Origin of the sequence: Citrobacter sp. S46_ASV_140, from assembly GCF_018919545.1 — a bacterium.
In the GTDB taxonomy this organism is placed as follows: domain Bacteria; phylum Pseudomonadota; class Gammaproteobacteria; order Enterobacterales; family Enterobacteriaceae; genus Citrobacter; species Citrobacter braakii.
Map to the genome: position 1 here is coordinate 76,932 of NZ_JAHLRC010000005.1, position 26,616 is coordinate 103,547.

The following is a 26,616-nucleotide window of genomic DNA, read 5'->3' on the forward strand; positions in this document are numbered from 1 at the left end:
AAACGTAGTTTTAAACAAAAAAGCTATTAACTTTCCCTCTTTCTATAGATTAGAATCATCAAGTTTTGAAAATCACACGCAGGCATGATAGACCTGCCTTACCAGAGGATTGCTCAGTGGCGCGGATAAACCGAATCTCGATCACGCTCTGTGCTTTACTTTTTACTACACTGCCCTTTACGCCCATGGCTCATGCTTCCAAGCAGGCCAGGACGACACCTACCCATTCCCACACCATCAAAACGGTAGATAAAAAGAAAAGCGCAACAACCAGCCAAAAAACAACAAAAACCAGCAAGAAAACGGCGACAAAAACCACCAGCAAAACCAGCACCAAAACCGCTTCCTCTTCTAAACATCGCACTGCCGCTCCGGCAAAGTCGACTAAAACGGCAAACCGTCGTGGTAAAAACATCGCAGCACAAACCGCTGCCGTTACCTGGACTGAAAAATGCACGCCGCGCAAAGGTCATAAGCCGCGCTGTGTAAAAGTGAAAACCACCGTACCAACGACGCTGGCTGACGCGCATAAAGTGAAAGTGCAGAAAGCCACTAAAACCGCCATGTCCACGCTGATGAACCAAATCGGCAAGCCTTATCGCTGGGGCGGCACCTCACCAAGAACCGGGTTTGACTGCAGCGGTCTGGTCTATTACGCCTATAAAGATCTGGTGAAATTCCGCATTCCACGTACAGCGAACGAAATGTATCATCTGCGCGATGCTGCGCCGATTGAACGTGGCGAACTGAAAAATGGCGATCTGGTATTTTTCCGTACCCAGGGGCGTGGAACTGCCGATCACGTTGGCGTTTATGTTGGCAACGGTAAGTTTATTCAGTCACCGCGCAGCGGTCAGGAAATTCAAATCACCTCTCTGAGTGAAGATTACTGGCAGCGCCACTATGTGGGCGCTCGTCGGGTAATGACGCCAAAAACAATTCGTTAAAAACTTACCCTACAGGACATGCTGTAGGGTAAGTTCTTCTTTTGCATAACCTTTCAATTTGCTACCCTATCCTTACTCACAATGAGGCTATTGTGTGTACTCAATATAAATAATAAGGAGAGAAGCAATGTCGTTTGAATTACCTGCATTACCGTATGCCAAAGATGCTCTGGCACCGCACATTTCTGCCGAAACGCTGGAATATCACTATGGCAAACACCATCAAACTTACGTGACTAATCTGAACAACCTGATTAAAGGCACGGCGTTTGAAGGCAAATCACTGGAAGAGATCGTACGTAGCTCTGAAGGCGGTGTATTCAATAACGCAGCACAGGTATGGAACCACACGTTCTACTGGAACTGCCTGGCACCGAACGCAGGTGGCGAACCTACCGGTAAACTGGCCGAAGCAATTGCCGCCTCCTTTGGCAGCTTTGCGGATTTCAAAGCGCAGTTCACCGATGCCGCTATTAAAAACTTCGGTTCTGGCTGGACCTGGCTGGTAAAAGGAACGGATGGCAAACTGGCTATCGTTTCCACCTCCAATGCAGGTACACCGCTGACCACCGACGCGACGCCGCTGATGACCGTTGACGTATGGGAACACGCCTACTACATCGATTATCGCAATGCCCGTCCTGGCTACCTGGAAAACTTCTGGGCGCTGGTGAACTGGGAATTTGTTGCGAAGAACTTCGCAGCATAAAAAAGATGACGCAGAAGGAGAACCCTTCTGCGTTTTAGCATTAATTCGCGGTAGTGAAAGCCTCTTCAGGCTGTTTGCGCGCCGAGATAAAGACCAGCAGCAGCGCAAGCCCCGCCACAATTGCCCCCATCACCGGAACAAAGCTGTAGCCCAACCCACCGGAAATCACCGCCCCACCGGCTGCGGCACCCAGAGCATTCCCCAGATTAAACGCGCCAATGTTGACTGACGATGATAATCCAGGCGCTTCGCTGGCAACGCGCATCACGCGCATCTGCAACGGCGGAACGACCGCAAACGTCGCCGCCCCCCAGACCACCATACTGACTGCCGCACCCAGCTCATTACGCGCCAGGAAAGGAATGGCCAGCATAATAACCATCAGCAGCAGTAAAAAGCCTTTCAGCGTACCGTTGACGGAACGGTCAGCCAGTTTGCCACCAAGATAGTTACCGATTGAGAAGCCAACGCCAATCAGCACCAGCATACCGGTCACAAACGCCGGTGTGGCATGGGTGATCGTATGTAACACTGGTGAGATATAGGTATAAAGCGTGAACATCGCCCCGGCTCCCAGAACGGTCGTCAGCAGCGCCGACAGCACCTGCGGACGCATAAGTACCGCCAGTTCGCTACGGACATCCGGGCGCTCTCCCGCCCCACCTTTGGGTAATGAGACGAACAGGCTGACCATGGAGATGACGCCCAGACCCGCCGTTGCCATAAACGACATACGCCAGCCGATGGTTTCACCAAGCCAGGTCGCCGCAGGAACGCCACCAATATTGGCAATGGTCAACCCCATAAACATGGTTGCCACGGCGCTGGCCTGCTTATGTTTGGGTACTACGCTTGCAGCGACAACGGAGCCAAGACCAAAAAATGCCCCATGGTTCAGACTGGTCAAAATACGCGATAACATCAGGGTGGTGTAATCCGGCGAGATAGCCGAAAGCACGTTGCCCAGCGTGAAAATCGCCATCAGGAATATCAACGCATTACGTCGCGCACGATGGGACAGCAGTAATGTCATCAGCGGAGCCCCCACCATCACCCCAACCGCATACGCGCTGATTAACATTCCGGCCGCGGGAATCGAGACATCCACACCTTTGGCAATGACGGGCAATAATCCCATTGGCGAAAATTCAGTGGTGCCAATGCCAAACGCGCCGATCGCCAGCGCCAGTAAAGGATAATTGAGTTTCATATTTCGACTCCGTAACGTCGAGCCGGGGCGCGACATAAAATAAGAGTCAAAAGCATGACATTGATCGCAAAATTAATAAAGTTAACAAAATTGCAAAAGACTTTTGCTTATTCGCAAACAATCGACGGGAAAGGCAAGCGGAAAGGATGAGGGAGAGCGAACTCCCTCGGGGGAAATCAATGCAGCGCTGCGGTCAGGCCACCCGCGACGATCAAACCCAGAACAATAATGGTAGTCACTAACGAAAATTTCAGATCGGTGCTCATCAAGTTTTCTCCTTTTTATTCCCACACAAAAAGTGATATTGCGCATTTTTACACACTTGAAAGCAAAAATCTCTCACGATTTATATTGATAACTGCTTTTAACTCTTCCCCTTTTCGTTAAGATCAGACAAAATTCCACGCTTACTTGATTAGCGTACCGGCCATTGACCCCTTCCTGACGTTCCGTGTCGTTTTCCCGGCGTGCCGCAACCCTTACGTTGCGCTAAGGGTGTGTTAAGGCAAACGTTTACCTGGAGTATTCTCAGGAGCTTAGGATATGGTCTGGAGTGAGATGTAATGGCAACAATTAAAGATGTAGCGAAGCGAGCAAACGTTTCCACTACAACCGTATCACACGTAATTAACAAGACGCGCTTTGTCGCGGAAGAAACGCGTAATGCTGTCTGGGCGGCGATCAAAGAGCTGCACTATTCTCCGAGCGCCGTGGCGCGCAGCCTGAAGGTGAATCACACCAAGTCTATTGGCTTGCTGGCCACCAGCAGCGAAGCGGCCTATTTCGCTGAAATTATCGAAGCCGTTGAGAAAAACTGTTTCCAGAAAGGCTATACCCTGATTCTGGGTAACGCATGGAACAGCCTCGAAAAACAGCAGGCTTATCTGTCGATGATGGCGCAAAAGCGCGTTGATGGTCTGCTGGTGATGTGTTCTGAGTATCCGGAGTCGCTGCTTTCGATGCTCGAAGAGTACCGCCATATTCCGATGGTCGTCATGGACTGGGGCGAAGCTAAAGCCGACTTTACCGATACGGTCATTGATAACGCCTTCGAAGGCGGTTACATGGCGGGTCGGTATCTGGTAGAACGCGGTCATCGTGAGATTGGCGTGATCCCAGGACCAATGGAGCGTAATACCGGAGCCGGGCGTCTGGCAGGCTTTATGAAAGCGATGGAAGAAGCGCTGATTAAAGTTCCTGAAAACTGGATTGTGCAGGGCGATTTTGAGCCTGAATCGGGCTATCGCGCCATGCAGCAAATTCTGTCACAGTCGCATCGTCCTACCGCCGTCTTCTGCGGTGGCGATATCATGGCGATGGGTGCGCTGTGCGCCGCTGACGAGATGGGACTGCGCGTACCGCAGGATGTCTCGCTCATCGGTTACGACAACGTGCGCAACGCCCGCTTCTTCACGCCGGCTCTGACGACCATTCACCAGCCTAAAGATTCACTGGGGGAAACGGCCTTCAACATGCTGTTAGACCGTATTGTGAATAAACGTGAAGAGTCGCAGTCTATCGAGGTTCATCCGCGCCTGGTAGAGCGCCGTTCCGTTGCCGACGGCCCGTTCCGCGATTACCGTCGTTAAGACTGTGGTGCGGGAGCCTCATCGGGCTCCCGCAACCATTCCTTATTCAGCGTTTCACTATCCCCTAAATAGTCCAGCAGCCAGCTCAATGCTGGCGACGTATCGTTCTGTTGCCAGGTCAGGCAGCATGCGGCATCAGGAAATGGATTCTCCAGCTGTAGCGCGACCCATTTGCCGCTATCAATCCACGGTTTGGCAAAATGCGTCGGTACCATGCCCACGCACAGACCTGCAGATAAACAGGTCGCAGAAGATTCCCAGTCAGGCACCACAACGCGCTTTTGGTTATCCAGCAGCCAGGTAATACGCTTAGGAAGCGTACGCGACGTGTCTTCACGCACCAGCGACGGCCAGTTGCGCAACGTGTCGTCGCTTAGCGGTCCGGGCATTGACGCCAACGGATGATGGCTTGCCACCACGCAGCTCCAGCTCAGCATTCCCATGTCGCGGAAGGTATAGCGCCCCCCCACCGGAATCGCCTGCGTGGCGCCGATTGCCAGCTCAACGCGCCCATCGGACAGCGCATCCCAGACACCGTTAAACACCTCCTGGAAAACCAGCAGCTCCACATCATCAAAATGACGGTAGAAATCCACGATCATCTGTCGGGTACGATCCGGGCGGACAATGTTATCTACCGCGATCGCCAACTGCCCGCGCCAGCCGTTGGCAATTTGCTGACATTGCTGGCGGGTGATCTGCATTTTTTTGATAACAGAGCGGCCTTCTTTGAGAAACCATGCACCGGCAGGCGTCAATTCCACGTCCCGATGGCGTCGCTCAAAAAGCGGCACCGCCAGCCACTCTTCCAGTTGACGCACGGTGTAGCTTACCGCCGAGGGTACGCGGTGCAACTCCTGCGCGGCCGAACTAAAGCTACCGTTACGCGCAACCGCATCCACAACTTCAAGTGAATATTCCGACCACATATTCTGCCTACAAAAAATTTGAAATCAGTAAGCAAATATTAGCGTTTCACAGCAAGAATTACACTCACTACACTCAGCGGCATTGTTCTACTGCTAAAAAAAGAGAAATGATGATGCAACCTGGGAAAGGATTTTTAGTCTGGCTGGCGGGTCTTAGCGTACTCGGCTTTCTGGCAACGGATATGTATCTGCCCGCCTTCGCCGCAATTCAGTCCGATCTGCAGACACCTGCATCTGCCGTCAGCGCCAGCCTTAGCTTATTCTTAGCGGGTTTTGCCGTCGCGCAACTTCTGTGGGGGCCGCTCTCTGACCACTATGGTCGCAAGCCAGTTTTGCTGCTGGGTTTATCCATCTTCGCGCTGGGCAGTTTGGGCATGCTGTGGGTTGAAAATGCCACCGGTCTGCTGGTACTGCGCTTTGTTCAGGCCGTTGGCGTTTGTGCGGCATCGGTTATCTGGCAGGCGCTGGTCACCGATTATTATCCTTCACAAAAAGTAAACCGCATCTTTGCCACCATTATGCCATTGGTCGGGTTATCCCCGGCATTAGCGCCGTTATTAGGCAGTTGGATCCTGGTACATTTTTCCTGGCAGGCCATTTTCGCCACCCTGTTTGCCATTACTCTAATCCTGATGCTTCCGGCTCTGCGCTTAAAACCAACAGCTAAAGCACGCGACGACAGCCAGGATAAACTGACTTTCGCTACCCTGTTGCGCTCAAAAGTTTACCGCGGAAACGTGCTGATTTATGCCGCCTGCTCCGCGAGCTTCTTCGCTTGGCTGACGGGTTCCCCGTTCATCCTCAGCGAAATGGGCTACAGTCCGGCGGTGATTGGCCTGAGTTATGTTCCGCAAACCATCGCTTTCTTAATTGGTGGTTACGGCTGCCGCGCTGCGCTGCAAAAATGGCAGGGCCGTCAGCTGCTGCCCTGGTTACTCATTCTGTATGCCTTTAGCGTAGTGGCCACCTGGGCAACCGGATTTATTCACCATGTTGCGCTGGCTGAAATCCTCATCCCATTCTGCGTTATGGCGATTGCCAATGGAGCAATCTACCCAATTGTTGTGGCTCAGGCGTTACGTCCTTTCCCACAAGCTACGGGACGCGCAGCGGCATTGCAGAACACACTGCAACTGGGTTTATGCTTCCTGGCAAGCCTTGTGGTTTCCTGGTTGATCGCCACCCCGCTGCTCACCACCACCAGCGTGATGCTGACAACGGTGCTGCTGGCGGCCACGGGTTACAAAATGCAATCGCAGAAGGCTAACGCCCCGCACACAGATGATCGGGCGCAAATTGCCCACGGTGAGTCTCACTAGTAATCACCCTTGATAATTGATTAGCCTGCTAATATTTATTGGTTGAATCGTCAAAAATTCAGGCCTATACTGATTTCCGGTTGTTAAAAAAACGATAATTGTTATGTGTTAACGGGGACAAGAACGTTCCCGTTTTCCCATGGATGGTCTTTTCGGCAAGGGTTCCTCCCTTCCTCTGTTCTACGTCGGATTATAGATTCGCGGATTAATTCCGTGAGAGTTCTCACAAAGCCCAAAAAAGCGTCTACGCTATTTTAAGGTTCTGATCACCGACCAGTGATGGAGAAGCTATGAGTTCATCGTGTATAGAAGACGTCAGCGTACCGGATGATGACTGGTACCGCATCACCAATGAATTATTGAGCCGTGCAGGTATTACCATTAATGGTCCGGCACCGGCAGATATTCGCGTAACGAACCCCGATTTTTTCAAACGCGTATTGCAGGAAGGATCGTTAGGGTTGGGCGAAAGTTATATGGATGGCTGGTGGGAATGCGACCGGCTGGACATGTTTTTTTGTAAAGTCCTGCGCGCCGGTCTTGAAAACCAACTCCCCCGCCACTTTAAAGACACGCTACGTATCGCCACGGCTCGCCTGTTCAATTTACAGACCAAAAAACGTGCGTGGGTCGTCGGCAAAGAACACTACGATTTGGGCAACGATCTCTTTACCCGCATGCTGGACCCTTATATGCAGTATTCCTGCGCCTACTGGAAAGATGCCGATACCCTGGAATCTGCCCAACAGGCGAAGCTAAAAATGATTGCCGAAAAACTGCAGTTGAAGCCAGGCATGCGGGTGCTCGATATTGGCTGCGGCTGGGGCGGCTTATCCCAGTTTATGGCGTCACAATATGGCGTTAGCGTGGTGGGCGTGACCGTTTCGGCAGAACAGCAGAAAATGGCGCAGGCGCGTTGTGCGGGGCTGGATGTCACAATTTTGCTGCAGGATTATCGCGACCTGAACGACAAATTTGATCGCATTGTCTCCGTTGGCATGTTTGAGCATGTGGGGCCGAAGAACTACGCGACTTATTTTGAGGTGGTTGATCGTAATTTAAAACCCGACGGCCTCTTTTTGCTGCATAGCATCGGTTCCAAAAAGACCGACAATAACGTTGATCCGTGGATCAATAAATATATCTTCCCGAACGGCTGTTTACCGTCAGTTCGCCAGATTGCCAACGCCAGCGAGCCGCATTTTGTGATGGAAGACTGGCATAATTTTGGCGCGGATTACGATACAACGTTGATGGCATGGCACGAGCGTTTCATGAGATCCTGGCCTGAAATCGCCGATAACTATACCGAACGCTTTAAACGGATGTTCAGCTATTACCTGAACGCCTGCGCCGGTGCGTTTCGTGCTCGCGACATTCAGCTGTGGCAGGTGGTTTTTTCCCGCGGCGTTGAACACGGCCTGCGCGTTCCCCGCTAATCGTTATCACCCCCGTGCCAACGGGGGTTTTACACTCTGGCTTAGGCTCCCGCCTCACCCGTTACGTTACTGATGGCGCTTTCACGCGCCGCCAGTACGCGCTCAACGGTATCAACCACCGCCTGGGTTTGAGGATCGATTTCGATATTGACCCGCGCGCCTAACTTTTTCTTACCCAGCGTCGTACGTTCCAGCGTTTCCGGGATCAAATGCACACAGAAACGCGTCGGTGTCACCTCGCCGACCGTCAGACTGATGCCATCAATTCCGATAAATCCTTTGTACAAGATGTATTTCATCAGCGACGGATCCTGAACTTTAAACCACACCTGGCGGTTGTTCTCCGAGGTCAGAATTTTCGACACTTCGGCGGTCGTCATAATATGGCCCGACATTAAATGTCCGCCAATTTCATCACTGAATTTTGCCGCACGCTCAACGTTGACCAAATCCCCAACCTTCAGGTCACCCAGATTGGTGATACGCAGCGTTTCTTTCATCAGATCAAAGCTTATCTGGTTACCGTTGATTTCGGTTACCGTCAGGCAGCACCCATTGTGGGCAACCGATGCGCCGGTCTCCAGCGCATCCAACATATATTCAGGTAACTCCACAACATGCGTACGAAAATTTGGTTTTTCATCAATGGACACCAGTTTCGCGGTGCCCTGCACAATACCCGTAAACATACTTCTAACTCCTGAACTGAATTAAGACATCTCTGCACAGCACAATAGCAGGTGGAAATTCAGGTTGCCAGCAATGCGCCGCTACTGCCTGTTTTTTCACTGGAGAATTACGTATTCCTCGCTACAATAGACTGAAATTTCCCCTGCTTTTTCTCCTTGCTGCCATATAAGGCGGCTTTTTTAGTCTCTCAAATAACAACAATATAGTGGTGTACACGTGCAAAAGTATGTAAGTGAAGCGCGTCAGTTATTAGCTCTGGCAATTCCGGTGATTCTTGCGCAAATCGCTCAAACCGCAATGGGATTCGTTGATACCGTCATGGCGGGCGGATACAGCGCCACGGACATGGCGGCCGTCGCCATTGGCACATCTATCTGGCTGCCGGCCATTTTGTTTGGTCACGGACTGCTGCTGGCCTTGACGCCAGTGATTGCGCAACTCAATGGTTCCGGGCGCCGCGATCGTATAGCCCATCAAATACGTCAGGGTTTCTGGCTGGCGGGCAGCGTCTCCATTCTGATTATGATCGTGCTCTGGAACGCGGGATACATTATTCGCTCCATGCATAACATCGACCCGGCGCTGGCGGATAAAGCCGTCGGCTACCTGCGTGCGTTGCTGTGGGGCGCGCCGGGGTATTTGTTCTTCCAGGTAGCCCGTAACCAGTGTGAAGGTCTGGCCAAAACCAAACCGGCGATGGTGATGGGATTTCTCGGCCTGCTGGTGAACATTCCTGTTAACTATGTTTTCATTTATGGGCATTTTGGCATGCCGGAGCTAGGCGGCGTGGGCTGCGGCGTGGCAACAGCGGCGGTTTACTGGGTGATGTTTATCGCCATGCTGTCATACGTTAAACGCGCACGCTCGATGCGTGATATCCGTAATGAGCGTGGTTTCCAGAAACCGGACACCGCCGTAATGAAGCGCCTGGTACAGCTGGGTTTACCTATCGCGCTGGCGTTATTTTTCGAAGTGACGCTGTTTGCTGTGGTGGCGCTGCTGGTTTCCCCGCTGGGGATTGTCGACGTGGCCGGACACCAGATCGCGCTCAACTTCAGCTCGTTAATGTTCGTCCTGCCGATGTCTCTGGCTGCAGCCGTCACCATTCGAGTCGGTTATCGTCTGGGCCAGGGTTCCACGCTGGATGCGCAAACCGCAGCCAGAACAGGTCTGGGCGTCGGCGTCTGCATGGCGGTTGTGACGGCGATTTTCACCGTAACATTCCGTGAGCACATTGCCCTGCTCTACAACAATAACCCGGAAGTTGTCGCTCTGGCAGCGCAGCTCATGTTACTGGCCGCGGTGTATCAAATATCGGACTCTATCCAGGTTATTGGCAGCGGTATCCTACGTGGTTATAAAGATACGCGTTCCATTTTCTTTATTACCTTTACGGCATACTGGGTACTGGGTCTGCCGAGCGGTTATATTCTGGCGCTGACCGATCTGGTGGTTGACCGGATGGGACCGGCAGGATTCTGGATGGGCTTTATTATCGGCCTGACCTCTGCGGCAGTGTTAATGATGCTGCGGATGCGTTTTCTGCAGCGCCAGCCGTCAGCGGTTATTTTACAACGCGCCGCACGATAATCCCCAAATAGCCGCCATCTGGCGGCTTTTTTATATCCTCAAAACGGGCTGGCGTTTTGGGCCGTCATCCATTCCTGACTGACCGGATGCCTGAAATGCAGTTCACTGGCATGCAGCATCAGTCTCGACGTCCGTTCGGTGCCTGGCAGCAGACGCCCACCATATAAATCGCACCCCAAAATGGGATGCCCCAACTGCTGACAGTGGATCCGCAACTGGTGGGTACGCCCGGTTTCAGGTGTCAGCCGTACCCGCGTCAAAGCGAGTAACGCCCCATCTTGCTGGCGATGATGAAAACGCTCAATAACCTGATAGCGCGAGCGCGCGGGTTTACCGTTAATGGCGCAAATCGACATCAGTGGAAACAGCGCCGGGTCTTTGGCAATCGCTGCATCTATAACGCCTTCATCGTTTTTCAGATGCCCGCACAACAACGCACTATACACCTTGCTTACCGCGCGCTGACTGAACTGCTGGCAAAGCGCGGCGTTGATAGCCTTGTTACGGGCAATCACCATCAGCCCTGACGTCCCAAAATCAAGCCGATGTACCAGCGTACAGCCGGGGTAAATCTGTACCAGCCGGTGATGTACCGAATCGAGATTCTGCGGGTTTTTCCCCGACAAACTAAGCAGTCCGGTGGGTTTATTGATAAGCACCAGATGCTCGTCCTGATAGAGGATCGCTATCTCCTCATGACAAGGCGGGGCAATAAAGGTATCGAGGATCGTAGACATGAGCGGCCAGGATGAAGTGTGGAAACGGATGATAGCGAATTTTTACCACACTGGCGAATCAGGGCGCTTAACCAATGACAATCATTGCATGATAGAGTGTGGGATATCCTGAGTGCGATGAGAGGTTACACCGTGCAACAAATCGATTTCTACATGGTAGATGCCTTTACCACTACGACGTTTGGCGGTAATGCCGCAGCAGTATGCCCGCTCGATGACTGGTTGCCCGATGAAATATTATTAAAAATGTCACAGCAGCATAACCAGTCGGAAACCGCTTTTTTTGTCGCTAGTGAGAATGGCTTCGAGCTGCGTTGGTTTACCACGCAAGGCGAAATTAATCTGTGTGGGCATGCCACGCTTGCCGCCGCACATGTCATCTTTGAACATCTGGATTACCCGGAAGCGACCATCCATTTTGCCACCCGTTTTGTGGGTCCACTGACGGTCACGCGCAACGGTGATTGGCTGACGCTTGATTTTCCTGCCTGGCAAAGCGAACCTGCCGAACCGCCCGCCTTACTGCTGGAAACATTGGGCATCACCGAATATAAAGAAGTGCGCGTCGCGCGCGATTACATGGTCGTGATGGAGAATCAACAGCAGGTTGAGGCTGTGCGCCCGAATATCCACGCCATGATTCCCCTCGGGAAAATGGTATGTATCACCGCGCCGGGTGACGGGGAATACGATTTCGTCAGCCGTTTCTTCTGCCCGGGTGAAGCAGTCGCAGAAGACCCGGTTACCGGTTCGACGCATAGCATGCTGATTCCTTACTGGGCTGCGAAACTGAATAAACCGCAGATGCTGGCGCGCCAGGTCTCTGAACGCGGCGGCGATTTACGCTGCCAACTGACAGGAACGCGTGTTTATATTGGTGGACAAGCAGTAACTTATCTGACGGGTAAGGTGCTGTTACGCTAGCAGCCTTACCCGAATTAACCAATCCATGGAGGATTTATGGCGAACAAACTCGTGCAGATACACTTTGATTTTCCTGGTCCGTTTGGCGCTGAGATGTCACATCAGCTTGTTGAACTGGCAGAATCCATCAACCAGGAGCCGGGTTTCATCTGGAAAATCTGGACCGAGAACGCAGCAAACCACGAAGCGGGTGGCATCTACCTGTTTCAGGATGAAAACAGCGCTCTGGCCTATATCAAAAAACACACGGCTCGCCTGAAGCACCTGGGTGTGGAAGACGTGACGTGCAAAATCTTCGATATCAATGAACCGTTAAGTAAGATTAACCACGGCCATATCGGCTAATTTTTGGCTTTAACGCCCCGCCCCGGGGCGCTTCTTCACTCCCCTGCTTTACCCTCATCAAAAGCGTTCCCCCTCTTTCACCGCGCCAGGATAGCTATATAACGTGGGTCACGTTTGCCATAGTTCACAAAATCATCACCTTTGAAAACTATCACTAGCCGAACGCGGTATGAAAGCGTATAAAATAATACAAACAGTATTATTTTATACAAAATGAATTACCACTAACTACAGGAGATTCTCTTATGTCCGTGGACATTACATTGAACTCATCTGCAGGAGGTTTTCCGCCTGCAGGTCATTACTCACACAGTACAACGGCTGGCGGATTCGTCTTCATTTCTGGTCAGTTGCCGGTCACGAGTGATGGCGAAAAAAAAACCGAGGCCTCTTTTGAAGAGCAGACGCGGCTGGTACTGCAGAATATTGATGCCTGCCTGGCTGGCGCAGGGGTTTCTCGACAGCACCTGGTGTCAGTACGCGTCTATGTGACAGATATCAACCAATGGCCAACGTTTAACAAAATCTATGGGGAGTGGATCGGTGATTTCCGGCCCTCCCGCGCGGTAGCGGGCGTTGCAGAACTTCATTATGGTTTCGCGCTGGAAGTTGAAGCTATTGCCCTGGCCCCACAAGCATGACGTTTAACGACATACAGGTGAACAACAATGACTGAAATGACACTGCCTGATTATAACGATGTTGCCGCCGCGGCAGAGCGCATCGCCGACTATGCCAACAAAACGCCGGTGATGACCTCCCGAACGGTTAATGACGAATTTGGTGCTGAAGTTTTCTTCAAGTGCGAAAACTTCCAGAGAATGGGCGCGTTTAAATTTCGCGGAGCCATGAATGCGTTACGCCAGTTCACGCCAGAACAACGCGCTGCGGGCGTCGTCACCTTTTCGTCCGGCAACCATGCACAGGCCATTGCCCTGTCGGCAAAATTGTTGAGGATCCCGGCGACGATTATCATGCCGCATGATGCCCCGGCGGCTAAAGTTGCAGCCACAAAAGGCTATGGTGGAAATGTGGTGATTTACGATCGCTATACCGAAGATCGTGAAAAAATCGGGCGGGAGTTGGCAGAGAAACAAGGATTGACGCTGATCCCGCCATACGACCATCCGCACGTGATTGCGGGCCAGGGCACCGCCACAAAAGAGCTGATTGAAGAAGTGGGTCAGCTAGACGTTCTTTTCGTGTGTCTGGGCGGCGGCGGCCTGCTTTCGGGCTCCGCACTGGCAGCCAGGCATCTGTCACCTGACTGCATCATCTATGGTGTCGAGCCAGAGGCAGGAAACGATGGTCAACAGTCGTTTCGCAGCGGAAAGATTGTTCATATCGATACGCCGAAAACCATTGCTGACGGTGCTCAGACCCAACATCTCGGGAATATTACGTTTCCGATTATCCAGCGAAATGTGCACGATATTCTGACTGTCTCAGACGATGAATTAGTCGCCTCGATGAAATTTATCGCTGAGCGAATGAAAATTGTCGTGGAGCCGACTGGCTGTCTGGGTTTTGCCGCCGCCAGAGCGCGCAAAACTGAACTTCGCGGCAAGAAAATCGGCATTATCATCAGCGGCGGGAACGTGGATATCAGCCGCTACAGTGAATTCCTTGCCGAGTAATTAATAAGGTATCTGCCATGCGGATACCTTATTACCGTCTGAACACTCGCGTCTGGAAAAGCGAACCCTGCTCACTGTAAACTGCCCGCAATTATGGCAACAGGCATCACCGCAGGAGACTGGCATGCCAAAAACCGATAACAACTCACTTCTCAGCCAAATTGACACTATCGCCAGGGGCTTGAGCGAGACCTTCTCTCCGTTTTGTGAAGTGGTGGTTCATGATCTCAAAAATCCTGAACATGCCATTTTATCCATCCATAATAACCTGTCCGGGCGAGAACCCGGCCAACCGGCAACAGAACTGGGTCTGGCGCGAATCGCATCGCCTGAATTTCCCAGCATTATTGCCAACTACAGCAACCAGTTTGCCGATGGCCGCCCGGTGAAAAGTACCTCCATCGGCATCAAGGATGACGAAGGCAAATACGTAGCAGCACTCTGTCTGAACGTGGATATGACGCTGTTTCGTGGCATGCAGAGTGCCCTTGCGCGTTTTACTGAAACCGCGGACTCCCCCATTAAGGAACATATCGATCCCGGCAGTAATGAAGTCATCCGCCAGCGTATCGATGACTTTGCCGCTAAATGCGCAACGACGGCCCGCGCCCTGAAACCTGAAGACCGTAAACGACTGATTCAACAATTACGCAAAGACGGTTTGCTGAACGTACGAAAATCTATGGACACAGTGGCGCAGCATCTGGGCGTCTCCAGAGCAACCGCGTATCTGTATGCCCGCCAGTCGGCTCAGGCTGGCGAATAAACCCGGTTATGCGGCGCTCAGCAAGGTATATCCGCCTGGCTCAGGCAGCAAGCCAGCGCGGCATATTCCCCCAATCGCGGTGCATCCAGCCATTGATAAGTTCATTAAGTTGCTGACGATCCCGTAGGTGATTTTGCATATTTTGAATTCCTGATAATTGACTATTTTTGAACGTCTGCTACGCCTGTGTAATCTAATCCCGGGAATAGGCAAAAGTTCGATTTATTCAACAAGGTTACCCGCCGATAAAACAACGATTCCCTGTCGCTGCACAAAAAAATAAACCTTTATGATCGTGTGATTTTTTAACAACCACAGAGTGATTGTTTTTTGTACAGACACAACAAAAATCACCGTCCGTTAATAACAGACTTCTCCTGATTTAATAAATATTCATAACCATTAAGCATGGCAACCCATTGATTTAAATGAATTAAAATACAAATAGTTTCACATCACCAATAATAGACAGGCGGAATATATAAATAGCGTGATATCTAAATTATAATTCTTTTACATCCGGCTGATTGGTGAGGTTAGAATGCGGTTAATAGTCATGTTGGTAAGCGTTGTGCTCTCCACCCAGCTTTGGGCGGGTGAACTTTCCAGGCCCACTGGTAAAGTTCTTTTAACGTTATCCGGTAATATTGAAAATACAAATGAAGACGGGAAAGCGGTTTTTGATACCGCCAGCCTTGAGAAGCTGGGCATGGTAAGTTTTCAGACCACCTCCCCCTGGTATAATGGACGTACGACCTTTACGGGTATTCCACTACAAAAACTCATGGATTATGTTGGGGCGAGCGGCTCCGTTGTAAAGGTCACAGCGCTTAATGATTACACCACCGTTATCCCTCTCAGTGATTTCAAAAAATACAATGCCATCCTTGCTTTAAAAATCAACGGAAAATATATGCGCATCCGTGATAAAGGCCCATTATTCATTGTGTACCCCTATGACAGCATGCCGGAACTAAATAATCAGATTTATTATTCAAGGTCTGCATGGCAGGTCAGTAGTATGGATATTGAGTAAGCGTTCAGAGGAACATCATGAACAGAATACTGGCTGGCATCATCTTTTTTCTTTTTATTTCGACCGGATATATCTCTTTCCTCGTGCATGAAAGGCAACAAGAGCTACAGAAACTGACTCACTACACCGATTCCTGGTCTGCCGCTCAGTTGGTATCTCAATATTACCGATTTGAATCGTTGCTTGGTCTTTACACTATCGATGATACGATGAATCTTGATGATGTACGCATGCGTCTCGACATTATGCTCAGCCAGAGTGATTTGATAAAAGAAGGTGATTTGGGGCGCTACATAGAAAGCAATATAGCCCACCGTGAGCTAGCGGTAACACTTGAAAATATCCTTAGTTATCTGGATGATAATCTCGAGAAAATGAACCGTCCAGCACTCCAGGCATATCTGAAAAAAATGCATACCCTGGATGCACAACTTGGGCGTCTTTCATCCGGCGCATTAAACAAAGATGTTAACTCGATTAATAACGCCAACCAAAAAATTCAAACGCTGTACTATATTTACTCAACGACATCTGTACTGCTAATAATACTGAGTGCGATTCTGGGCGTGCTCATTTTTTATCAAAACAGAAATATTCTGCGGGGGCACCTTCAGGTCAAGAGTCTTGCCGAAGAACTGCAAAAATCGAAGGAAAAGCTACAGATTCAGAATGCCAAGCTGGAATATGACGTCTACCATGACTCGCTCACCGAGATGAATAACCGTCAGCTATTCTGGAGCGATTTAAATAAAACAATCGAAATGGCAGAGAAAAATAACGATGCTGTGACTGTGATGTTGTTTGATTTAGATCGATTCAAAGAGGTCAATGATACGTATGGTCATGATGCCGGTGATATGTTACTGCGCCAGATATCCGATCGTCTGATTTCGACAAGCCTTACGTCGGATACGCTGTATCGCTTAGGCGGGGATGAGTTTGCGTTTCTCTCAAGTGGCCTGACAGAAAGTCGGGCCGTGTCGCGAGCCCAGAAAATATGTGAGTTTATCAGCCAGCCCTACACCATTTACAACACAATTATCAACATAACTACCTGTGTTGGCATTGTTATCTCAGAAAATGAGCGTCGCTCCGACTATCTTTATAAATTTGCCGATCTGGCCCTTTATGAAGCCAAAAATGAAGGCTCTGGCAAGATAAAAGTCTTCCGGCAACGAATGTTAGAAAAATTGCAGGAAAGCAGAACGCTTGAGCATGATATGGCATTAGCAATAGTCAACAAAGAGTTCGTGGTGTATTACCAGCCTATTGTCGATTCTTTCAGTCAGAAAATATACAGCTATGAGGCGCTAATTCGTTGGGTCCATCCTCTCAAGGGCCTCCTGTCGCCGGATAGCTTTATTCCTGTTGCTGAAAAAACAGGGATGATTAATGAGATGGGGAAAGCGGTGCTGGAAATTGCCTGCAGGGAAGCCGCGGGTTGGGCGGTTCCGGCTAAAATTTCAGTCAATGTCTCCCCTGTCCAGCTAAGCAGCAAGGCCTTTGCAGGAATCGTGTTAACCATTCTGAAAGAAACTGGACTTCCACCTGACCGCCTCGAACTGGAAGTGACTGAATCCTCTCTCTTTACCGAGAGTGCTACGCCGATAAATACGCTTAATAAGCTCCGGACCCTGGGGGTAAAAATCTCCATCGATGATTTTGGTACCGGATACTCTTCTCTTTCGCGCCTCAGCAGACTGGCCTTCGATAAAATCAAAATAGACAAGTCCTTTGTGCATTCGATATCTACGCAGGAAGACGCCCTGACTATCATCAAACTGATCACGGGTATGGCGAAATCTCTCAATATGAAGGCTGTTGCAGAAGGTGTTGAAACGCAGGAGCAACTGACAAGACTTCAGGCTCTGGGCTGCGATTTCGCGCAAGGATATCTGTTTGGCAAACCTCAGCCTTGTATCGATGAGGAAATCAGAAACGGTTAAATCGCGGTCGGCACATTTGCCCGTGGGTGCGGGCCGCATTGTCTCATCGATTACACACCGTGAAAATTATCCCTGCTTAAACGCATCAGAAAACGGCAGGGATAACCTTCGCGAACAACGGATATTTCTGCCCCAGATTTACTCGCCATCAGGCTAATTAATCATTAACCGTAGGGCTAAATCCTTCGGATAAGGATCAAAATAGTTCTGGGTAAGTAAATAGCTGTCTGGGTATTCAGCAAGGTAGTGCTTGAGCAGAGTCAGTGGCGCCAATATTGGCAGCAGTCCGCCGCTATAGTTGAGGATAACGTCACGCAACTCTCCGCGCTGGCGGGTGTTCAACCGATCGCGGAAGTAGCCCTGAATATGCATCAGTACGTTGGTGTGATTTTTCCGTGAGGCGGGCTTTTTGAGGATCGCCATTAGCTTTTCGCGATATACCACGAAAAAAGCGTCCAAATCATCCCACTGATGGAGCGAGGCCACGAAAGGGCCAATATCCCGGTAACCCGCCTGGTGATGAGCCAAAAGCTGGAGCTTATAGCGACTGTGGAAGTTGAGTAAACCGTGGCGAGTAAGACCAGTGGCTCGCAGCGTATTAAGCTCATGTAACGCGAACACTCGCTCGACAAAGTTCTCCCTCAGCACCGGATCGTGCAAGCGGCCATCTTCTTCGACCGGCAACCACGGGTAGGTTTCCATTAAGGTGCCGGTAAACAGACCGGTTCCCTCTTTTCGCCCACGATTTCCCTTTTCGTCATACAGCCTCACTCTCTCCATTCCGCAGCTCGGTGATTTAGCACAGACGATAAAACCCGACAGACCGCCAAGCCCATTGATATATGAAGCGGTGAAATCGGACATTTTATCGGTCACATCCTCACCAGGCGCATGGCTAAAACACATGCGGATATTCCCCTGGGCGGTTTGAACCAAACGCAACGCGGGGCGTGGTACAGGCAAACCGATGGACATCTCCGGGCAGACAGGTTTAAAAGTCACCCACTGAGCCAGCTCGTCCATCACAAATCCCATCCGTTTATGCCCGCCGTCAAATCGCACGGCTGAGCCGGTTAAACATCCACTAATCCCGATGACAGGTTGAGTGTTCATAACGCCCCCTCTTTTTTGACGCCCTTTTTCGGGAAGAAAAGTATGACTGTTTCACTAATAAATCATAGCGTACGTTATTTATCTGTCGCAGGCTCCCTACGAAAAACAGGTTAACCAATTTAAGAAAATATGCGCAGCGAAAGTTGGTAATTCCCCTGAACGGTTCTATAGTCGGGACTGCTTCTCATTACAGGGTTCACTAATGCGATTTAACGGACTGACTAAAGGTTTCTTCATTTTCATACTTGCCCTCGTGACCTGGGCGTTCTTCGATGTGTTGTCTCCCTATTTCTCTGCCATTTTGTGGGCCGCAATCTTAACCACCATCTTTAACCCGGTGAAAAACAGACTGCGCAGCGCGCTTGGCGAACGTAACGGGCTGGCGTCACTGCTCACCATCGGCATCATCTGTCTGATTGTTTTTATCCCACTGATGGTGATCTTCTCCTCGTTGGCTATTGAGCTGAACGTGGTGTATGCCAAATTACAACAAAACGACACTCAGTTCCCGGAAGTGGTCACCGCCATTATTTCGTATCTTCCTGACTGGGCCAGAGGATTCCTCGCAGAACATAATCTGGATAACGTCGCGCAGATCCAGAAAAAACTGTCCGACGTTGTACTGCAGGGTGGACAGTACCTCGCCGGCAGCGCGTTTCTGATTGGTAAAGGGACATTCGGCTTTGCTATTAGCTTTGGCATCATGCTGTATCTGCTGTTTTTCTTACTGAAGGACGGGCCGTACCTGGTGCGCCAGATTCTGGACTCATTACCGCTTTCTGATTTTGCCAAACAGCACCTGTTTGCCAAATTCGTCGGCGTGACGCGGGCAACGGTCAAGGGCACAGCGGTCGTGGCGTTGGTTCAGGGTATTCTTGGCGGCATCGCGTTTGCAATTGTCGACATCGACGGCAGCGTCCTGTGGGGCGCGCTGATGGCGTTTCTCTCCCTCGTGCCCGCGGTCGGCTCAGCGATCGTCTGGGTACCTGCGGCAATATTCCTCTTCGCCACGCACCAGCTGTGGCAAGGGCTGTTTATCGTTGGCTTCTTCGTGATTATCGTCGGGCTGGTGGACAATATCCTGCGCCCGCTGCTGGTGGGTAAAGACACCAAAATGCCGGATTATCTGATTCTGATTTCCACTCTCGGCGGAATGGAGATCTACGGCATTAACGGCTTTGTGATTGGCCCCCTGATTGCCGCACTGTTCATTACCTGCTGGAACCTGTTTTCCGGGCGCGATCATGAAGGTAACGTGGAAGGAATCGACGAAGCCTTTATGGAAGAAGGAAAAAATCCTCCAGATTTATGATGGCAGGACGATAACAGAAGGCGGTCCTGAGACCGCCTTTTTTATTTTCACGCAAAATCATACGTTTCCTATAATTTCAATCATGCTTATTCATTAATCGTCGCAGAAGGAACTAATCAGTGCGAATTGCCACAATCACCAACTGGGCCTACAGCGCGACGGTGTGTCTGACCATTGCCTCCGGCGTTGTCATGTTGATGGCCTCCAGCGCCGATAACACCGAACGCCAGGTGGTGGAGCAGCGTTATCAATTCGATCAACTGACCGAAGAAGTCGAGCTCGATGCCTGGTCGCTGTCCAGTCTGGCACGCGAATATGTTATTGCAAAAGACCCGGAAGCGCTTAACGCCTACCGCCAGAAAGAAGCGTCGCTGAAAGCCGTTGAACAGCGGCTGTCGAAACTAAAAGACATTGGGGCGACGGATGAAGAGCTGGCGCTATTGCATGAAGGGCTGCAGATTGTTGATACCCTGCAGGATGAGCAAGCTGCGGCGCTTGCCAGCGTCGCGCGCGGAGAAGAGTCGCAGGCCATCGCCCTGCTGTATGGCAAATCCTATGAACAGGAACTGGAGCGAGCCCAGGACCGGATAGATCATTTCCGTCAGTTACTCGACAGCCGCGTACGCAACACCATTGAAGATGCCACTCAGACATCGCGCACGCTACGTACGGCTTCGGAAGTGATGGTCGGGCTGACGGCGCTGCTATTTTTGTTCGTTCTCGGCTTTATTTTAAAACGCCGCGTACTGCGTCCCGTGGTGCGTTTGAGCGATGTGGTTAACCGTCTGGCGTCGCAGGATTACGCCGTTGAGACACCCAGCTTTAATCAGATCGATGAAATCGGCGATATGGCACAGGCGATCCGCATTTTTCGCGAGAACGGCCTGGCACGTCAGCGACTGGAGAAAGAACGAGACGCCGACTGGTCAATCCGCGAGCTGCTCGCACGTATGACTCAACGTTTGCAAGGCTGCGAGAATTTTGCCGATGTCATTAATGTGGCAGAGCTGTTTGCGCCGAATGTTGCTCCCGGTATTGCCGGGCGGCTTTACATACTGGATCGAGAGCCCTGGCAAATGCGCTGCGTTGCGCAATGGCTTTCACCGCAGGGCAAAGCGGATGCTTTCCACCCGGACGAATGCTGGGCAGTGCGCCGCGGTCAGAGCCATCCACCGGTGCAAGGCGAACCCGATATCGCCTGCTACCATCTATCGGAATCATGCCAGCAGCATACCCTGTGCGTGCCACTGATTGCCCAGGGTGAAGCCATCGGCCTGCTCTCATTCCAGAACCTCAGCAATGATTCCGCTCCCTCTCGCGCGTATCTGGAACTGATGGCGGAAGCACTCGGTCTGGCGTTAGCCAACCAGCGCCTGCGTGATGCGCTGCTGGAGAAAGCGCTCTACGACCCGCTAACCGGCCTGCGCAACCGTCACCATCTGGAAGATACGCTGCGCACCCAGATGAGCCAGGCAGTGCGTAACAAAGAGCCAATCAGTTGCCTGATGATCGATATCGATCATTTCAAAAATATTAACGACCGCTTTGGCCATGAGGCGGGCGATAGCGTGATAAAAAGTATCGCCACCACTATTCAGCGCGTTGTCCATGACAGCGGCATGGCCTTCCGCTACGGCGGTGAAGAGTTTCTGGTGTTGCTGGCCAATACGGATGAGCAGGCCGCCAACCGCTTTGCGACAGATATTTATAATGGTGTACGCGAACTGTCGCTGCGCTTTGGACTCTCAGAGATTGGTCACGTTGATGTCTCTATCGGCGTTGCCAGCTATCCGCAGCACGCCCAAAGCGACAATCTTCTGCGCGCCGCAGACGTGGCGCTGTATCGCGCGAAAGAGTTAGGCCGTTCGCGCATCGTGAGCTTTGGCATGCTGGAAGCGAGCTAAGATACGTCAGTACGCCGCGCATTGCTTTACCTCTGTGCCAGGCGGTGATATGTTGACTGGATGAACACAAAACACGATATCACCGCGTTTAATCACAACCTGTGGTGGCTGCCTTCTTAAAGGCGGTCAGAATGTGTTTTCCCCATTTTAAATAACCGCCGAAAGGCGGTTATTTGCATTTAAAGACCCCTTTCGGTTTTTTGATTAAGGAGTCTTACATGAACGATAAAACTATCATCCTCACTGGCGATCGTCCCACTGGCCCGCTGCATCTCGGCCACTATGTTGGCTCTCTGCGCCAGCGCGCCACGCTGCAACATGATTATCAGCAGTTTATATTGGTTGCTGACCTGCAAGGGCTAACCGATAACGGCAGCACACCACAAAAGATCCGCAACAATATTCCCGAAGTGCTGGCTGATTACCTCGCCGCAGGAATCGACCCGTCACTCACCACCCTTTGTCTGCAGTCGGCCCTGCCCGCCCTCGCCGAGCTGACTGCGCTTTATATGAACATCGTTACCGTGGCTCGCGTGGAGCGAAATCCTACGGTCAAAAACGAAATTGCGCAGAAAGGATTTGCCCGCTCGTTACCGGTTGGCTTTCTGGTTTATCCCATCAGCCAGGCGGCAGATATTACCGCCTTCAAAGCCGAGGTGGTTCCCGTCGGCGACGATCAGTTGCCCATGATCGAACAGACCAATGAGATCGTGCATAAGATGAATAGTCTGTTACCGACCTCTGTCTTGTCGCATTGTAAAGCGCTACTGAGTGAGACCAGCCGTCTTCCAGGGATCGACGGTAATGCCAAAATGTCAAAATCGCTCGGCAACACTCTACTCCTGTCCGCCAGCGAAGAGGCCATTCATCATGCGGTCAGCGCAATGTACACCGATCCCAATCATCTAAAAGTGTCCGATCCGGGGCAGATTGACGGCAATATGGTATTTACTTACCTCGATGCTTTTCATCCGGATAAAGCAAAAGTGGCGGAGATGAAAGCACATTATCAGCGCGGCGGGCTGGGTGACCGGACATGCAAAAACGAGCTGGAGATGTGCTTGCAGGAGCTTATCGCCCCGATGCGCGAGCGGCGGGCAACCTACATCCAGGATAAAGGTATGCTGATGGCGATGCTCAAAAAAGGAAGCGAAGAGGCGCACGAGGTCACGCAGCAGACATTAAAAGAAGTAAAGCAAGGACTGGGTTTGCCGGTGTTCTGAACTCGAAGCACTACAGGTTCGATAATTAAAGATAGCTCCCGACGAATGACAATCGCCGGGAGTGGCGCAGCCATGCGTTGACGCGTAAAGGTAACCACTGTCACAGAGGCTAATTAATTCGCTGTTTAATAATCCGCGCAATACGATATGTCGTTTTTTATGCAGTGTTATTTCTACCCTGCCCCTTCAATTATTTCAGCTAATCATTATGAATTACCCATTACATGTACGGGTTCGAAATCCTCACCTTGCCTGAGATATGATTATTTGTTAAATTAACCGCATTAGCGTTAAATACATTGAGCATTACACAGACGCTATTTATACAATAATGAATGATGGAGTTAAAATGAAGTATGCGTTTGCATTAATGTTGAGTATGGTATTGTCAGGTTGTACCGCAAATGATTGGGTGGATGCTGCAAGTGGGATAATGCAGGCAAAAGACCAACACGATAAAGACGCAAGAAACAATCGCATCAAAGAAGCCAACAGGGCTGCAGGCTACTGATATCTAAATGATTAGCACATCCCTCTTCTTGTCTTTATAAACAGAAGAGGAATGGTATTCTAAACAAATTTACTGACTAAATAGCACAATTAAAATTTGTGTATAGCGCATACATATCCTTGCAGAGAATATAATAACCTAACGCTCAGTCCGCGCCAGACGCTGGCTTTGCAAGTCCCCTATCCCTATTCCTCATGTAAAAATGGCACTAATTGAAAGATGCCAATCCACCTCCTCATGTATATTTATATCCACACATAGTCATAAAGAAAAGGATGGATGAAGATGCTAAGAGGTAAAAGAGCTGTAATTACGGGTGGAGGCGGAGGATTTGGCCAGGCGCTGTGCGTGTGGCTGGCGCAAGAAGGCGTCGAGGTGGATTTTTGCGCGCGGCGTGCTGATCATATTCAAAAAACTTGCAGTATCATCGCGGCTGAAGGCGGGATTGCAAAAGGATATATCTGTGATTTAACCCAGCCTGAATCCCTTTCGCAGTTTTCTTCACAGTTGTTAACTTCAGACAAGCCCATCGATATTTTAATCCTCAATGCCGCCCAGTGGCTGTCAGGAACGTTAGACGATCAACCAGACGCAGAAATTATCAATACCATCAGTTCAGGCCTGACAGGTGCGATTCTACTGACTCATGCATTGTTGCCTGGGTTAAGACGTTCAGAAAGCGCGGATGTCGTCTCAATAATATCTTCATGTGGGATTCCGAATTTTACGGATTCAATTGCGCATCCCGCTTTTTTTGCCAGCAAACACGGGCTTAGCGGATTCACAACTAAACTGTCACACCAGTTGTCCGAAGAAAATATACGTGTGACCGGGTTGTATCCACCGGATTTCGAACTTACAGGGTTAGATACGTTTGTTGATAGTCAATCCAGAATGGGGGAACGTTTATTAAATGGACGCTCAGTCTGGGAAACTATTCGTTTTGTACTCGCTCAACCGCGTAGTTGCCATATAGGTAGTATCTACTTTCAAGGTCCAACTCGCGAGAAACTGAGTGCCAGGGACGGCTCCTCGTAAAAACATTAACATCAGTAAGAAAAGGTTTGTCTCGCTCCATTTAGGTTAGAAAAGCGATCTCATCTTCTAAAATTTTCGCTCGATATGATGTGGTCAACTAAAACTGACCACCGCTTTAGAGTTTTTCCTGTATCGGCTTTCCGATTCGTTTGGGGGTAACCCTCCGTTATAGTCATGCGCCCTTAGCGAGCTGTAATACCCGACGATATAGTCTGTGATCGCATGAGCAGCTTCGCTAAAGTTTATATAACTTGTCGCTGGCACCCACTCGTTTTTCAGACTCTGGAAGAAGCATTTTATCGGGCTGTTGTCCCAACCGTTTCCACATCGGCTGATACTCTGCCTGATCCGGCAACGCCACAGTAACTGCCGGAACTGCCTGCTTGTAGAGTGGCTACTCTGGTCACTGTAGAACATCGCTCCGACTGGTTTACCCATCGCGTCATGGTAGAAAAACCCACATCCATAGCACCGGCCAGCAGCATCCCGGCCGACCCTGGCCGAAATGGTGGAGCAGATAACACCGTTGAACATGCCGGATGAGGTTTACCGATACACCGGTGTGCCAGATGCCGTCCTTTCCCCTGCTGCGAGAAGCCGGTTTTCAAGCTCACCGTGGGGGCTAGACTGGGGTTAATCAATACCCCGCGCCGTCGACGCGGGGATTACGCATTACGGGACGTTCACTGTAAAAGAGGAAAACAGACAGCTGCCTTCGCTTGCCTGGCCGTGCAGGTTTAGGGCCGCCAGCCCCAGTTTAGCACCCACCCATTTGCCTTTTCCGGCGGCAAAGGTGCGGGGACAACTCTGCCATTCTTCGCCGTCGCTCCGCCAGCTAAAACGGCAAATGCCGCCTGTACCCACTTCGACGCGCAACTGGCACTGTGAACCGGCAAGCAGGGTTATACACTCAGTCTCTTCCCGTACCTGACCGCTGTCGCTCATCCAGCCGCACACCCACAGCAAACGGCAGGCATTATCGCCGTGTTCAAGCAATAATGCCGCGTAGCGCTCGCCATACACGATCAGGCCGCCGGCATCTCCCGACCGTGCGGTATCAAGCTGCAATGCCGTTTGTGCGCTGAATGTCCTGGCGGGGAATTTTTGCAGCAGCAGATTGGGCGACCAGTAAAGCGCCTCGCGCCGCACGGGCTGGAAGGTGAGATGAAGTCCACCACTGCCCGCTTTACGCCACTGTGGCTGCGGGTTGGCCTGCCATTGCCACTGTAAACCGGGTACACCGTGGTGAAAGTCATCGCTGGTTTGTGGGCCACCGTGCTCAGCAGCGAGCAATCCCGAAGGAGACGGGCACTGAGATACTGGCTGTCCGACACCCGTCTCCCCGATCTGCTCGCCGATGCGCGGCCAGTCATCATCTCCCCAGAACATCGGTTGCAGATGAACGATCCGGCCATAGATATGGGCATCCTGGAAATGGACAAACCAGCATTCCCCCTGCTCGCCCTCTACCCAGCCCCCTTGATGCGGCCCGTTAACCGGCGTATCGCCCTGAAAAAGCACATTACGCGTCTGCCATGGGCCCTGCATGTCCCGGGCGCGCAACACGGTTTGCCAGCCTGACTCCACGCCTCCGGCTGGGGCGAAGATGTAATACCAGTCGTTGCGCTTATAGACCTTCGGGCCTTCCAGAGTCGGTAAATCGCAGGTTCCGTCATAGAGAATTTGCCCTTCGCCGGTGACC

The 26,616-nt window shown here is 51.0% G+C and carries 25 protein-coding genes and 1 pseudogene; 18 read left to right on the forward strand and 8 right to left on the reverse strand.

The window, feature by feature from the left end:
• Positions 1 to 116: 116 nt before the first annotated feature.
• Together KQJ19_RS03130 and sodB are read left to right on the forward strand one after the other, a co-directional pair.
• Positions 117 to 947, forward strand: coding sequence for a C40 family peptidase (locus tag KQJ19_RS03130; RefSeq protein WP_216403327.1), 831 nt, complete (start codon positions 117 to 119; stop codon positions 945 to 947).
• Between the two features lie 127 nt (positions 948 to 1,074).
• Entirely contained in the window at positions 1,075 to 1,656 is a 582-nt protein-coding gene (gene sodB, locus KQJ19_RS03135) for a superoxide dismutase [Fe] (protein WP_016152988.1), read from the forward strand.
• 40 nt (positions 1,657 to 1,696) lie between these two features.
• On the opposite strand, the gene KQJ19_RS03140 is transcribed toward sodB, so the two are convergent.
• Positions 1,697 to 2,866, reverse strand: coding sequence for an MFS transporter (locus KQJ19_RS03140; protein WP_103766268.1), 1,170 nt, complete (start codon positions 2,864 to 2,866; stop codon positions 1,697 to 1,699).
• 176 nt (positions 2,867 to 3,042) lie between these two features.
• Positions 3,043 to 3,132, reverse strand: a complete 90-nt coding sequence (gene cydH / locus KQJ19_RS03145; RefSeq protein WP_003029209.1) for a cytochrome bd-I accessory subunit CydH — start codon at positions 3,130 to 3,132, stop codon at positions 3,043 to 3,045.
• Positions 3,133 to 3,429: 297 nt separating this feature from the next.
• On the opposite strand from cydH, the gene purR reads away from it, so the two are divergent.
• Positions 3,430 to 4,455, forward strand: a complete 1,026-nt coding sequence (purR, locus tag KQJ19_RS03150) for an HTH-type transcriptional repressor PurR (RefSeq protein WP_003832757.1) — start codon at positions 3,430 to 3,432, stop codon at positions 4,453 to 4,455.
• Here purR and punR read toward each other — a convergent pair.
• Positions 4,452 to 5,384 carry a DNA-binding transcriptional activator PunR gene (punR, locus tag KQJ19_RS03155; protein ID WP_049281608.1) on the reverse strand — a complete coding sequence of 311 codons (933 nt, stop codon included), beginning with the start codon at positions 5,382 to 5,384 and terminating at the stop codon, positions 4,452 to 4,454. The two genes, purR and punR, sit on opposite strands and share 4 nt — an antisense overlap.
• A gap of 113 nt (positions 5,385 to 5,497) precedes the next feature.
• Between punR and punC the strand changes: the two genes are divergently transcribed.
• On the forward strand, positions 5,498 to 6,703 hold the full coding sequence (gene punC, locus KQJ19_RS03160) for a purine nucleoside transporter PunC (protein WP_216403334.1): 1,206 nt from the start codon (positions 5,498 to 5,500) through the stop codon (positions 6,701 to 6,703).
• 290 nt (positions 6,704 to 6,993) lie between these two features.
• Positions 6,994 to 8,142 carry a cyclopropane fatty acyl phospholipid synthase gene (cfa, locus tag KQJ19_RS03165; protein WP_016152983.1) on the forward strand — a complete coding sequence of 383 codons (1,149 nt, stop codon included), beginning with the start codon at positions 6,994 to 6,996 and terminating at the stop codon, positions 8,140 to 8,142.
• Between the two features lie 41 nt (positions 8,143 to 8,183).
• Here the strand turns inward: cfa and KQJ19_RS03170 are convergent, their stop codons facing one another.
• Positions 8,184 to 8,831, reverse strand: coding sequence for a riboflavin synthase (locus KQJ19_RS03170; protein WP_016152982.1), 648 nt, complete (start codon positions 8,829 to 8,831; stop codon positions 8,184 to 8,186).
• Between the two features lie 217 nt (positions 8,832 to 9,048).
• Here KQJ19_RS03170 and mdtK point away from each other — a divergent pair, with 217 nt between their 5' ends.
• Positions 9,049 to 10,422 (forward strand): multidrug efflux MATE transporter MdtK, encoded by a 1,374-nt coding sequence (gene mdtK / locus KQJ19_RS03175; protein WP_016152981.1) that lies wholly within the window; start codon positions 9,049 to 9,051, stop codon positions 10,420 to 10,422.
• Positions 10,423 to 10,460: 38 nt separating this feature from the next.
• Here mdtK and KQJ19_RS03180 read toward each other — a convergent pair whose 3' ends face one another.
• Positions 10,461 to 11,159 (reverse strand): RluA family pseudouridine synthase, encoded by a 699-nt coding sequence (locus KQJ19_RS03180; RefSeq protein WP_103928182.1) that lies wholly within the window; start codon positions 11,157 to 11,159, stop codon positions 10,461 to 10,463.
• A 132-nt stretch (positions 11,160 to 11,291) separates the two neighbouring features.
• Between KQJ19_RS03180 and KQJ19_RS03185 the strand changes: the two genes are divergently transcribed.
• From KQJ19_RS03185 to KQJ19_RS03215, 7 genes are all read left to right on the forward strand, one after another.
• The gene (locus KQJ19_RS03185) at positions 11,292 to 12,083 is read left to right on the forward strand and encodes a PhzF family phenazine biosynthesis protein (protein ID WP_200051771.1); all 792 of its coding nucleotides are present in this window, start codon (positions 11,292 to 11,294) and stop codon (positions 12,081 to 12,083) included.
• A gap of 36 nt (positions 12,084 to 12,119) precedes the next feature.
• Complete coding sequence (locus KQJ19_RS03190) at positions 12,120 to 12,428, forward strand: monooxygenase (RefSeq protein WP_153690393.1); 309 nt, start codon at positions 12,120 to 12,122, stop codon at positions 12,426 to 12,428.
• A gap of 245 nt (positions 12,429 to 12,673) precedes the next feature.
• Entirely contained in the window at positions 12,674 to 13,069 is a 396-nt protein-coding gene (locus KQJ19_RS03195) for a RidA family protein (protein ID WP_019076721.1), read from the forward strand.
• 27 nt (positions 13,070 to 13,096) lie between these two features.
• The gene (locus tag KQJ19_RS03200; RefSeq protein WP_216403328.1) at positions 13,097 to 14,065 is read left to right on the forward strand and encodes a threo-3-hydroxy-L-aspartate ammonia-lyase; all 969 of its coding nucleotides are present in this window, start codon (positions 13,097 to 13,099) and stop codon (positions 14,063 to 14,065) included.
• A gap of 124 nt (positions 14,066 to 14,189) precedes the next feature.
• The gene (locus tag KQJ19_RS03205; RefSeq protein ID WP_016152975.1) at positions 14,190 to 14,831 is read left to right on the forward strand and encodes a PAS domain-containing protein; all 642 of its coding nucleotides are present in this window, start codon (positions 14,190 to 14,192) and stop codon (positions 14,829 to 14,831) included.
• A gap of 541 nt (positions 14,832 to 15,372) precedes the next feature.
• Complete coding sequence (locus tag KQJ19_RS03210) at positions 15,373 to 15,867, forward strand: molybdopterin-dependent oxidoreductase (protein WP_016152974.1); 495 nt, start codon at positions 15,373 to 15,375, stop codon at positions 15,865 to 15,867.
• 17 nt (positions 15,868 to 15,884) lie between these two features.
• Positions 15,885 to 17,813 (forward strand): bifunctional diguanylate cyclase/phosphodiesterase, encoded by a 1,929-nt coding sequence (locus KQJ19_RS03215; RefSeq protein ID WP_137380396.1) that lies wholly within the window; start codon positions 15,885 to 15,887, stop codon positions 17,811 to 17,813.
• A gap of 153 nt (positions 17,814 to 17,966) precedes the next feature.
• Here the strand turns inward: KQJ19_RS03215 and KQJ19_RS03220 are convergent, their stop codons facing one another.
• Positions 17,967 to 18,926 carry a DUF523 and DUF1722 domain-containing protein gene (locus KQJ19_RS03220; protein WP_191220026.1) on the reverse strand — a complete coding sequence of 320 codons (960 nt, stop codon included), beginning with the start codon at positions 18,924 to 18,926 and terminating at the stop codon, positions 17,967 to 17,969.
• A gap of 202 nt (positions 18,927 to 19,128) precedes the next feature.
• On the opposite strand from KQJ19_RS03220, the gene KQJ19_RS03225 reads away from it, so the two are divergent.
• The 5 genes from KQJ19_RS03225 to KQJ19_RS03245 all read left to right on the forward strand — a co-directional run bounded on the left by KQJ19_RS03225 (position 19,129) and on the right by KQJ19_RS03245 (position 24,914).
• Positions 19,129 to 20,238, forward strand: coding sequence for an AI-2E family transporter (locus KQJ19_RS03225; RefSeq protein WP_016156415.1), 1,110 nt, complete (start codon positions 19,129 to 19,131; stop codon positions 20,236 to 20,238).
• 119 nt (positions 20,239 to 20,357) lie between these two features.
• A complete protein-coding gene (locus tag KQJ19_RS03230) occupies positions 20,358 to 22,142 on the forward strand; it encodes a diguanylate cyclase (protein ID WP_216403329.1) in 1,785 nt (594 codons plus the stop codon).
• 218 nt (positions 22,143 to 22,360) lie between these two features.
• Positions 22,361 to 23,365 carry a tryptophan--tRNA ligase gene (gene trpS, locus KQJ19_RS03235; protein ID WP_216403330.1) on the forward strand — a complete coding sequence of 335 codons (1,005 nt, stop codon included), beginning with the start codon at positions 22,361 to 22,363 and terminating at the stop codon, positions 23,363 to 23,365.
• Positions 23,366 to 23,714: 349 nt separating this feature from the next.
• Positions 23,715 to 23,876, forward strand: a complete 162-nt coding sequence (locus KQJ19_RS03240; protein ID WP_016152967.1) for a hypothetical protein — start codon at positions 23,715 to 23,717, stop codon at positions 23,874 to 23,876.
• A 285-nt stretch (positions 23,877 to 24,161) separates the two neighbouring features.
• Complete coding sequence (locus KQJ19_RS03245) at positions 24,162 to 24,914, forward strand: SDR family oxidoreductase (protein ID WP_216403331.1); 753 nt, start codon at positions 24,162 to 24,164, stop codon at positions 24,912 to 24,914.
• Between the two features lie 93 nt (positions 24,915 to 25,007).
• Here the strand turns inward: KQJ19_RS03245 and KQJ19_RS03250 are convergent.
• Both KQJ19_RS03250 and KQJ19_RS03255 read right to left on the reverse strand, forming a co-directional pair.
• Positions 25,008 to 25,349 (reverse strand): annotated as a pseudogene (locus KQJ19_RS03250) (IS3 family transposase); the annotation flags it as partial.
• 237 nt (positions 25,350 to 25,586) lie between these two features.
• On the reverse strand, positions 25,587 to 26,616 hold a 1,030-nt coding region (locus tag KQJ19_RS03255; RefSeq protein WP_216403332.1), incomplete at its 5' end, for a family 43 glycosylhydrolase.

Coding starts and splice junctions, on each gene's coding strand:
- sodB (WP_016152988.1), top strand. CDS start 1,075: ATGTCGTTTGAATTACCTGCATTACCGTATGCCAAAGATGCTCTGGCA.
- KQJ19_RS03140 (WP_103766268.1), bottom strand. CDS start 2,866: ATGAAACTCAATTATCCTTTACTGGCGCTGGCGATCGGCGCGTTTGGC.
- cydH (WP_003029209.1), bottom strand. CDS start 3,132: ATGAGCACCGATCTGAAATTTTCGTTAGTGACTACCATTATTGTTCTG.
- purR (WP_003832757.1), top strand. CDS start 3,430: ATGGCAACAATTAAAGATGTAGCGAAGCGAGCAAACGTTTCCACTACA.
- punR (WP_049281608.1), bottom strand. CDS start 5,384: ATGTGGTCGGAATATTCACTTGAAGTTGTGGATGCGGTTGCGCGTAAC.
- punC (WP_216403334.1), top strand. CDS start 5,498: ATGCAACCTGGGAAAGGATTTTTAGTCTGGCTGGCGGGTCTTAGCGTA.
- cfa (WP_016152983.1), top strand. CDS start 6,994: ATGAGTTCATCGTGTATAGAAGACGTCAGCGTACCGGATGATGACTGG.
- KQJ19_RS03170 (WP_016152982.1), bottom strand. CDS start 8,831: ATGTTTACGGGTATTGTGCAGGGCACCGCGAAACTGGTGTCCATTGAT.
- KQJ19_RS03180 (WP_103928182.1), bottom strand. CDS start 11,159: ATGTCTACGATCCTCGATACCTTTATTGCCCCGCCTTGTCATGAGGAG.
- KQJ19_RS03190 (WP_153690393.1), top strand. CDS start 12,120: ATGGCGAACAAACTCGTGCAGATACACTTTGATTTTCCTGGTCCGTTT.
- KQJ19_RS03195 (WP_019076721.1), top strand. CDS start 12,674: ATGTCCGTGGACATTACATTGAACTCATCTGCAGGAGGTTTTCCGCCT.
- KQJ19_RS03200 (WP_216403328.1), top strand. CDS start 13,097: ATGACTGAAATGACACTGCCTGATTATAACGATGTTGCCGCCGCGGCA.
- KQJ19_RS03205 (WP_016152975.1), top strand. CDS start 14,190: ATGCCAAAAACCGATAACAACTCACTTCTCAGCCAAATTGACACTATC.
- KQJ19_RS03210 (WP_016152974.1), top strand. CDS start 15,373: ATGCGGTTAATAGTCATGTTGGTAAGCGTTGTGCTCTCCACCCAGCTT.
- KQJ19_RS03215 (WP_137380396.1), top strand. CDS start 15,885: ATGAACAGAATACTGGCTGGCATCATCTTTTTTCTTTTTATTTCGACC.
- KQJ19_RS03220 (WP_191220026.1), bottom strand. CDS start 18,926: ATGAACACTCAACCTGTCATCGGGATTAGTGGATGTTTAACCGGCTCA.
- KQJ19_RS03225 (WP_016156415.1), top strand. CDS start 19,129: ATGCGATTTAACGGACTGACTAAAGGTTTCTTCATTTTCATACTTGCC.
- trpS (WP_216403330.1), top strand. CDS start 22,361: ATGAACGATAAAACTATCATCCTCACTGGCGATCGTCCCACTGGCCCG.
- KQJ19_RS03240 (WP_016152967.1), top strand. CDS start 23,715: ATGAAGTATGCGTTTGCATTAATGTTGAGTATGGTATTGTCAGGTTGT.
- KQJ19_RS03245 (WP_216403331.1), top strand. CDS start 24,162: ATGCTAAGAGGTAAAAGAGCTGTAATTACGGGTGGAGGCGGAGGATTT.